At 69.6% G+C, this 7,509-nt stretch carries 7 protein-coding genes and 2 pseudogenes; 4 read left to right on the plus strand and 5 right to left on the minus strand.

Translation table 11 applies throughout. The features are described from left to right. A pseudogene (locus AC08OJ_RS13890) lies at nt 1–218 on the plus strand (hypothetical protein); the annotation flags it as partial. Nucleotides 219–494: 276 nt separating this feature from the next. Continuing rightward, nucleotides 495–719, plus strand: coding sequence for a hypothetical protein (locus tag AC08OJ_RS13895; RefSeq protein WP_476593636.1), 225 nt, complete (start codon nt 495–497; stop codon nt 717–719). A gap of 7 nt (nt 720–726) precedes the next feature. Here AC08OJ_RS13895 and AC08OJ_RS13900 read toward each other — a convergent pair whose 3' ends face one another. Then, a complete protein-coding gene (locus tag AC08OJ_RS13900) occupies nt 727–972 on the minus strand; it encodes a hypothetical protein (protein WP_476595930.1) in 246 nt (81 codons plus the stop codon). Nucleotides 973–1,042: 70 nt separating this feature from the next. On the opposite strand from AC08OJ_RS13900, the gene AC08OJ_RS13905 reads away from it, so the two are divergent. Together AC08OJ_RS13905 and AC08OJ_RS13910 are read left to right on the plus strand one after the other, a co-directional pair. After that, nucleotides 1,043–2,101: an HNH endonuclease gene (locus tag AC08OJ_RS13905; protein WP_476595931.1), complete on the plus strand. Its 1,059-nt coding sequence runs from the start codon at nt 1,043–1,045 to the stop codon at nt 2,099–2,101. 195 nt (nt 2,102–2,296) lie between these two features. Then, nucleotides 2,297–3,433: pseudogene (locus AC08OJ_RS13910) on the plus strand (GntG family PLP-dependent aldolase). A gap of 153 nt (nt 3,434–3,586) precedes the next feature. On the opposite strand, the gene AC08OJ_RS13915 reads toward AC08OJ_RS13910, so the two are convergent. The 4 genes from AC08OJ_RS13915 to AC08OJ_RS13930 form a co-directional block, all read right to left on the minus strand. Continuing rightward, nucleotides 3,587–4,378 (minus strand): VOC family protein, encoded by a 792-nt coding sequence (locus tag AC08OJ_RS13915; RefSeq protein ID WP_476595932.1) that lies wholly within the window; start codon nt 4,376–4,378, stop codon nt 3,587–3,589. Between the two features lie 360 nt (nt 4,379–4,738). Continuing rightward, complete coding sequence (locus AC08OJ_RS13920; RefSeq protein ID WP_476595933.1) at nt 4,739–5,020, minus strand: hypothetical protein; 282 nt, start codon at nt 5,018–5,020, stop codon at nt 4,739–4,741. A gap of 40 nt (nt 5,021–5,060) precedes the next feature. Continuing rightward, nucleotides 5,061–5,849: a tetratricopeptide repeat protein gene (locus tag AC08OJ_RS13925; protein WP_476595934.1), complete on the minus strand. Its 789-nt coding sequence runs from the start codon at nt 5,847–5,849 to the stop codon at nt 5,061–5,063. Next, a complete protein-coding gene (locus AC08OJ_RS13930) occupies nt 5,846–7,378 on the minus strand; it encodes an nSTAND1 domain-containing NTPase (RefSeq protein WP_476594761.1) in 1,533 nt (510 codons plus the stop codon). Before AC08OJ_RS13930 ends, AC08OJ_RS13925 begins: the two co-directional genes overlap by 4 nt. Between the last annotated feature and the right edge of the window lie 131 nt (nt 7,379–7,509).

Here is a 7,509-nt window from a genome sequence, read left to right on the forward strand (position 1 = left end):
TCAGCAGCGCGCTGGCCACCGCCGACCCCGCAACGCAGGCCTGGCATTGGGGGCCATGCGATCCCGAGGGCTTCGCGGTGATGGGCGTCGCCGACACCCTCCTCCATACCTGGGACATCGCCGCGGGGCTGACGGTCTCTTGGCGGTTCCCAGCGCTCCTGGGCATACGGGTGCTTCGCCGTCTGTTCCCCGATGCACCGGACGGAGACCCGGCTTAGGTGCTGCTGTGGTGCACCGGCCGGAGTGAGCTCGACGGCCGGCCTCGACGCACTTCTTGGAGGTGGGAGGCGACCACCAGGGCACGGCCATTCCAGCAGCCCGCTCCACAGGTCTGACCCGGTTCAGCGTTCTGTGAGCGGTCCACCGGCCTGCCCGCGAGGTGGGCGGATCCGCTCCACTCGGCCAACGGTTTCCGGCGGACCGATATCACCGACCGTTCCCAGGATACCCTCGAACCCGCCCGTCCCGCCTTCGCCGCGTTCCGGGACCTCCCGGTGGCCCGGCAGAACCACTTCCCGTTCGACTCGCTCGAGGATTTCATCGAGAACGGTTCCGCGCTCGCCGGGTCCGCCGAGCAGGTAACCGAGAAACTACTCGACCTCCACCGGCTGTTCGGCAACCAGGTGCTCGGTGTCGGGGTGGAGGGTTTCTTCTTCGCCTGTCGCCGACGGTCGGCGGGCGCCGGCCGTGGGATCCGGGTCGGCATACGGCGGCCGTGAGTACGGATCAGCGTGCGGCAGTGGTGAACACCCGGTCCTCGCCGTCGGACGTGTCGCACACCCCGGCGACCGCTCCGACCGCCGGAGTGGCGGCGATGACGGCTTCCAGCAAGATGCGGGCGGTGGCGAGGTCATCGATGGCCGTGGCGATCCGGTCCCGTTCCCGCTGGAGGTGGGGCAGCAGCTCGGCCGCTCGGCAGCCCGGATGCCCTGACCTGGACGCTACAGTCTTCAGGCAACCCGTCCACGACACGGAGACATCACGACCCTCCATAATCGGCACCCATGTAGACTCTTCCGACATCGACGCTTAAGATAACCTAATGCCTGATCTCGGGGACTACATAGGCATCACCTCAGGAGCTGCCGACCGCCAATGGGCCCGGGTGCTGGCCCGCATGCCGCGCTCATCCGAGGTGAAAGCTCGCCAGGAGACGTTCACTCCCGTCGAGACGCTTCTCTGCCTAGCCGCCTCCTTGAACGTCAACCACCGTCACTACGGGGGGTCGACGAGCCATAAAGCGCCATCACCAGTGCCCGAGCTTGCACGACTGTTCCGCCGCACACCCGCTTCGATCCTTGCAAAGATGGCGAACCTCGACGGCTCCCGGCCGAACGGTGCACGCCATGAAGTCGAGACCGCCGCCATTCTGCTCAACGACCCGAACCGCCTCTCCGCCATCTACACGATGATCCTCGCCGCGGGAAGCGCCGCCGGGGTCACCGCCACCGATCTGCCCGACTTCCTCGGCCTCGGCGACGACCCCCTGCTTCTACTTGGGCAGGATGATCTAGCCGACACCGACATCCAGGACGCCTTCACCACATCACATCCTGGAGATTCCACCGAACATCCCGTAGATCCGATCACTACCAGGGTATTAATCGGCGCCGCCCGCGTCGGTCAACATCGCTTCGCCCGCGAGGTGCTAGCCAACTGTGGCCAACACTGCGTGTTCTGCGGCCTCACCCCCAGTGGCGATCTCCTGCGGCGACGCCTTCTCCGCGCCTCACACATCAAGCCATGGCGGACCTGTACCAACCGGGAACGTCTCGACGTCACCAACGGTCTCGCTGCCTGCCCCAACCACGATGCCGCCTTTGATGCCGGTCTGCTCTACCTCACCGACGACCTTACAATCCAGGTGAGCCCGGCTCTCGCCAAAGCCATGGACGAGGACCCAGGGACGGCTGCAGCGTTTGGTCGTCCACCACTTGCTAATAACCTTCTTCTACCCACCACCGCCGCCCTGCCTCGTGTAACCTATCTCGATTGGCATCGACGTCACCTTGTCTCGCCACGACCTGTTGCGCCGGGAATCTGGCAGACGAATGGCCTCGCTTCCGATCTCACTTACCTGCATTCATCACCGGTCATGTAAGAACTGCGGATCCCTCTGCCTCCGTGTTAGGCTGGGCAGACACCGCCGGGCTGAGGAATGCCGAGGGCGAAGCAGCAGCAGGTCGCGCACCCGTTCGCCGAGTACCCGCCGGAGCGTACACCCGGGCTCGCACGCTCACCAACGGACCGCCAATAGCCCGGAACGCCCTGGTGCAGATAGCTACCATCACAAGACATGACCTCCGATGCCACAGGTGACGGCTCTCCGAGGATCAACGACGAACCGGCCGTGTCCAGTCGGCCGCGGGTGGCGAACCGGCCGGCACCGCTGCGCCCAGCCGGGCCCGTGGACCTGCGCAGCGACACCGTGACCCGGCCGACCGCGGCGATGCGCCGGGCCATGGCGTCAGCCGAGGTGGGCGACGACCACTACGGCGAGGATCCGTCCGTCCGCGCGCTGGAGTAGTACACCGCGGACCTGCTCGGCCACGAGGCCGCCGTGTTCGTGCTGAGCGGGACCATGGGCAACTTCGTCGCGTTGCGGTCCAGCGCACCGGTCGGCACCGAGATCATCACCGACACCGAGGCCCACATCGTCACCTACGAGCTCGGCGGGGTGCAGACCCGCACCCTGCCCGGCCTCACCGCGGCGGCGGACCTGGCGGACGTGGCCGCCGCGATCCGCGCGCACAGCGTCACCGGCAACTACAGCATGGTCAGGACCAGCGTGCTGGCCGTGGAGAACACCCATGCCCGCTCCGGCGGCCGGGTCTGGTCGCTCGGCCGGCTGGCGGAGTTCCGCACCATCGCCGACTCCGCCGACGTGGCGCTGCACTGCGACGGCGCGCGGCTGTGGAACGCCGCGGTCGCGAGCGCCGTCCCGCCGCGTCGCCTCGCAGCCGCCTTCACGACCCTGTCGGTGTGCCTGTCCAAGGGGCTGGGCGCGCCGGTCGGCTCCCTGGTCGTCTGTGATGCCGGCCGCGTCGGCACCGTCCGGGAGTGGCGCCGGCGGCTCGGCGGCGGGATGCGCCAGGCCGGCGTGTTGGCCGCGGCCGGCCTGCACGCGCTGCACCACCACGTCGACCGGCTCGCGGAGGACCATCGACGCGCCGCCGAACTCGCCGCGCTGCTGGCCGACGCCGCACCCGGCCGCGTCGACCTGAAGGCGGTGGAGACCAACATGGTGCTGGTCCAGGTCACCGACGCCGGGGCCGTCGCGGCGCGCGCCGCCGAGCAGGGCGTGCTGGTCGGGGCGACCGGGCCGACCACGCTGCGGATCGTCACCCACCTCGACGTGGACGACGCGGGCATCCGCCACGCCGGGTCCGTCCTCGCCCGCCTGTTGCGCGCCCAGCCGCCGGTGGCGGCTTGAGCCGGGTCCCACCTGAGCCGGGCCGGATCCCTCGCCCCCCGGGCCAGGATGGTCACTGGCCGACGGCGCCGACGGTAACGGGCCAGCCCTCGGTTCCCGCAACGATAGTGCTGCGCCTCAGGCACATCCGCGGCGGGAACCGGGCCGGGCGGGTCAGCTCGCGGCGGCGGGCTCAGACTTGGCCGGGCCGACCAGCTTGAACACGGCGCCGGTCGGGTCGGCGGCGACCGCGAGGCGGCCGTAGGGGGTGTCCTCCGCGGGCAGCACCACCGACCCGCCGAGTTCGGCGGTCTTCGCGAGCGCCGCGTCGGTGTCCTGCACGGCGAAATACACCGACCAGTGCGCCGGGACGCCCTCGGCCAGGAAGCCCGCCGCGTCCATGATGCCGGCGAGCGCGCCCTCGTCCTTGCCGAAGGTCGTGTAGCGGAACTCCGGGGTGTCGCTGACGACGTGAACGTCCCAGCCGAACACGTCCCGGTAGAAGCCGACGGCCGCAGCGTAGTCGCGGGTGTGCAGCTCGAACCAGCCGGGGGCGCCCGGCTCGGCAAGCACCCCGAAACCACGGTGCAGCCCCGGCTGCCACATGCCGATCGCCGCGCCGGCGGCATCGGTCACGACGGCCATGACGCCGAGCTCTTCGACGGCCATCGCCGGGACGATCACCTGACCCCCGTGGTCCACAGCGGCGGCGACGGTCTTCTCGGCATCCGGCGTGGCCAGGTAGACCGACCAGCCATTCGGGACGGCCTCGTCCTGCGCGGGCATACAGCCGGCGACCTGGACACCGTCCTTCGTGAAGGTGAAGTACCCGCCGAACTCCTCAGCGGGATCCTCCGCCGTCCAGCCGAACAGCTCGCTGTAAAACGTCCGAGCCCGGGCCGGGTCGGAGGTCATCAGGTCGACCCAGCAGGGCGCTCCGGCCGGGGCGGTCTCTCGAGTAGGCATGATGTGCTCCTTCGTATCGTGCGGACCCGTATCAGGCGGACCGTGCCACATCACCTTGGACCCCGGCACCGACAGAAATTCCTCGGCGGCCATCGGCGCTTCTCCGAGCTCCAGGTGCCGCTGCGTGGCATCACGCCCAAGGTGCTCATCGAGTCCCTGCGCGGCCTGGAACGCGACGGCATCCCCACCCCGGTGGAGGTACCCCGCTGTGGAGGTACCCCCGCGGGTCGAGTGCACACTGACTCCCCTCGGGCACTCGGTCGTCTTCGGCAGGTTCGCCCCCACCCCCGCCCCCGCGCCCGGCACCCGGCTCAGTGGTGGAACGATGACTCGCCGTTCCTCCAGCGCCGCCGTCTGCGGCTACCCATCCTTGTCGATCATGTTCTTCGGGGCGCACTCGGCCATCAACCGGTCGGCGTATGGGTCCATCCAGGTGGTCACGAACGTGGCCATGTTCAGCCGCGCGTTGCCGTCGAGCATCAGCTCGTCGTGGACGATCTGGTAGACCGTCTCCGGCGCAATCGACTCCTGCGGTATCCGGAATCGCGGGACCACGACTTCCTCGCCCGACGGGACCAGGTGCGGCCGTACGTCGACCGTCCGCTCCGCCCGATCATCACTCGCCTGGCGATGTAGAGCCATCCTGGATCAACCTCCCAGCCGCGCTGCTGCGATACCGGTGTCAGGCCATGGCCCCCGAGCGGCGCAGCGAGCGGAGCACCTGCTCCTGTTGATGCGGGAGCAGCGCCGGATCGCGTGCGTCGAGCGCGCGCCGCAGCAGATCGTCCGCTCGAGTGTCCTCGCCGGCGGCACGCGCCACACCGGCGGCACGCCACAGGGCCGGGCCGCTGTCCGGCGCCGCGTCCAGGACCGCCGCGGTCTCGTCGGATGCCTCCCTCGATCGGCCGAGCCGGGCCAGCGCCAGGGCGCGGGTCGCCCGCACTTCCGTGACGCCGGCGACGTCGGGAGCCAGCCGTGTCACCCGCTCGAGATCCTCCAACACCGAAACGTCGTCCCCCAGTTCCACCCGCAGCTGTCCCCGCCCGGCAAGGGCGGCCTCCGATTCCGGAGCGATCGTCAGCACGATCGAGAAGATGGCGGCAGCCGCCCAGGGCTGGCCGGAGTACCACAGCGCCCGGGCGAGGTCGGCCTGGACGCCGGAGTCGGCCGGCAGCCGCGCGGAAGCGGCCTGAAAATCTTCGATGGCCCGGCCGTACTGACCGCCGCGCAGCAGGAGCCGGCCGATGGCGGCCAGGACACGGCCCGAACCCTCGGTGTCGGACAGCGATTCGTAGAGTTCGGCGGCCTCACGGTACCCCTGCTCCGCCTGCTCGGGCCGGGCCTGCGCCTCATCGAGCTCGGCCCGCAGGGCCAATGTCCGGGCCGTCGTCCGGGAGCCGTCCGGGCTGCGGAGCAACGCCTCGTCGACATGGCCGCGCGCGGCCACGACATCGCCGTCGGCGAAGCTCACCAGCGCGGCCTGGAGGAAATCGGCCGCACCAGCCGCACCAGCCAAGCGTCCCGCGACGGACCAGTCCGGGAAGGCCTCCTGCAGCGGCGGGATAAGGCGATCGTCGAAAAGCTCGAACCGCCGGGAACCCGAACGCCATTCACTGGCGAGGACATAGCGCTCGACCAGTGCGTCGAGGAGGGCGGTGGGCATCCCAGCGGTCGTCTCGATGCCCTCGTCGACGGCCCCCGCCGGCCGCGTTCGGTGATGAAGGTCCGGGTCAGCCAGGTGCGCACCTCCCCATCGTCGAGGTCGTGTTCCCGGGCCACGGCCACGATCGCCTGGGTCAGATACGCCCCGAGGATCATGCTCGCATCACCGGTCTCCGCCAGCTGGGCGCCGGTGACGGGTTCGGTGGCGGCGGGTTCGGTGGCGGGTCCGGCGGTGACGAGCGGGAAGCGCCAGATGGCCGTCGCCACGAGCTGGAGGTACGCCGGCTGCACCGTGCTGGCGACCAGAACGGACTCCGTCCCGGTAACGTCCACCACACGGCTGGTGACAAGGTCGTCGACGCAGGCCTGGGCGACACCCGGCGGGAGGCGTCGGCCCGCCGCCCGCAACGGTTCGGTCAGCGCCGCAGTTGCCGAGCGCCGGTCCAACGGTCCGACGGCGACCCTGGCGATCGTCGAGCCACCGGCGAGGGTGTCCTCGTAGGGCGCGAGCGCGGCCCGGTGGTTACGCCGGATCACCAGCAACAGGTGCAGGTCCGGGAGGGCGGCCACGGCCTCACCGAGAACTTCGACGAACTGGGTGCGCAACGGGTCCAGATACGGCGAGTGGGGTACGAAGAAGTCCTCGAACTGGTCCACAGCGGCCAGGATCGGCCGCGCGGAGCCGAGTTGACGGTCACGACCGGCGGCGCCGTTACCGTGCCGCTTGCTCTGGATGGCGTCCACCAGCGACCAGGTGTCGGAGTCGCCCGCCCAACATCGCAGCAACGACTCCAGGTAGGGATTTCTGGTCGAGCGGACCAGGCCCTCGTCCGCGTCCGGACCGACCGGTGGGCCCAGTCGACCGACCGGCAGCACGTCGGCGTCCGTCGAGACCAGATTCGGCAGCACGCCGGCCCGCAACAACGACGTTTTTCCGACCCCGGCCGGCCCGTGCAGGACGACCAGCCGACTTTCAAGCCATTTCGCGAGCAGGGCGTGCGCGCGGCGCGGCGCCCGAAGAAAAATTCGGCGTCGGTCTCCTGAAAGGGCGTGAGGCCGACATAGGGAGAATGGCGGGGAAGTACGGTGACCACCACTACCCCCGCGTCCCGGAATCGCTGGTCGGGTCAGGTCTTCCCCGCCTTCCTTCACAAGCAATGACCATCCTGGTAAACAAGGTAGTAAAAAGCCTCTCCCCGGCGAATCGACAGCACCCCTGACAGTACCCTTGAATGATATCCGACGCCGGGTCGCCGGAGTTCGGACGTACCACCCGAAAGCGCCTCCCGTGCACCGCGAGACGCGCACGACCGCCGAGCCGAGCGGACCCCCGCCCACGGGAGGCGTACCGCCGGTCGGTCATGGACTCGGTCATGGACTCAGTCCGCAAAGGACGGCACCGCCCGTCCGCCGTCAGTCGTGCGCTGCCGGCGCTCCGCGGGACAACAACCTAGGGATCGTCATTAAAT

This window comes from Frankia sp. CgKIO3, from assembly GCF_977946435.1.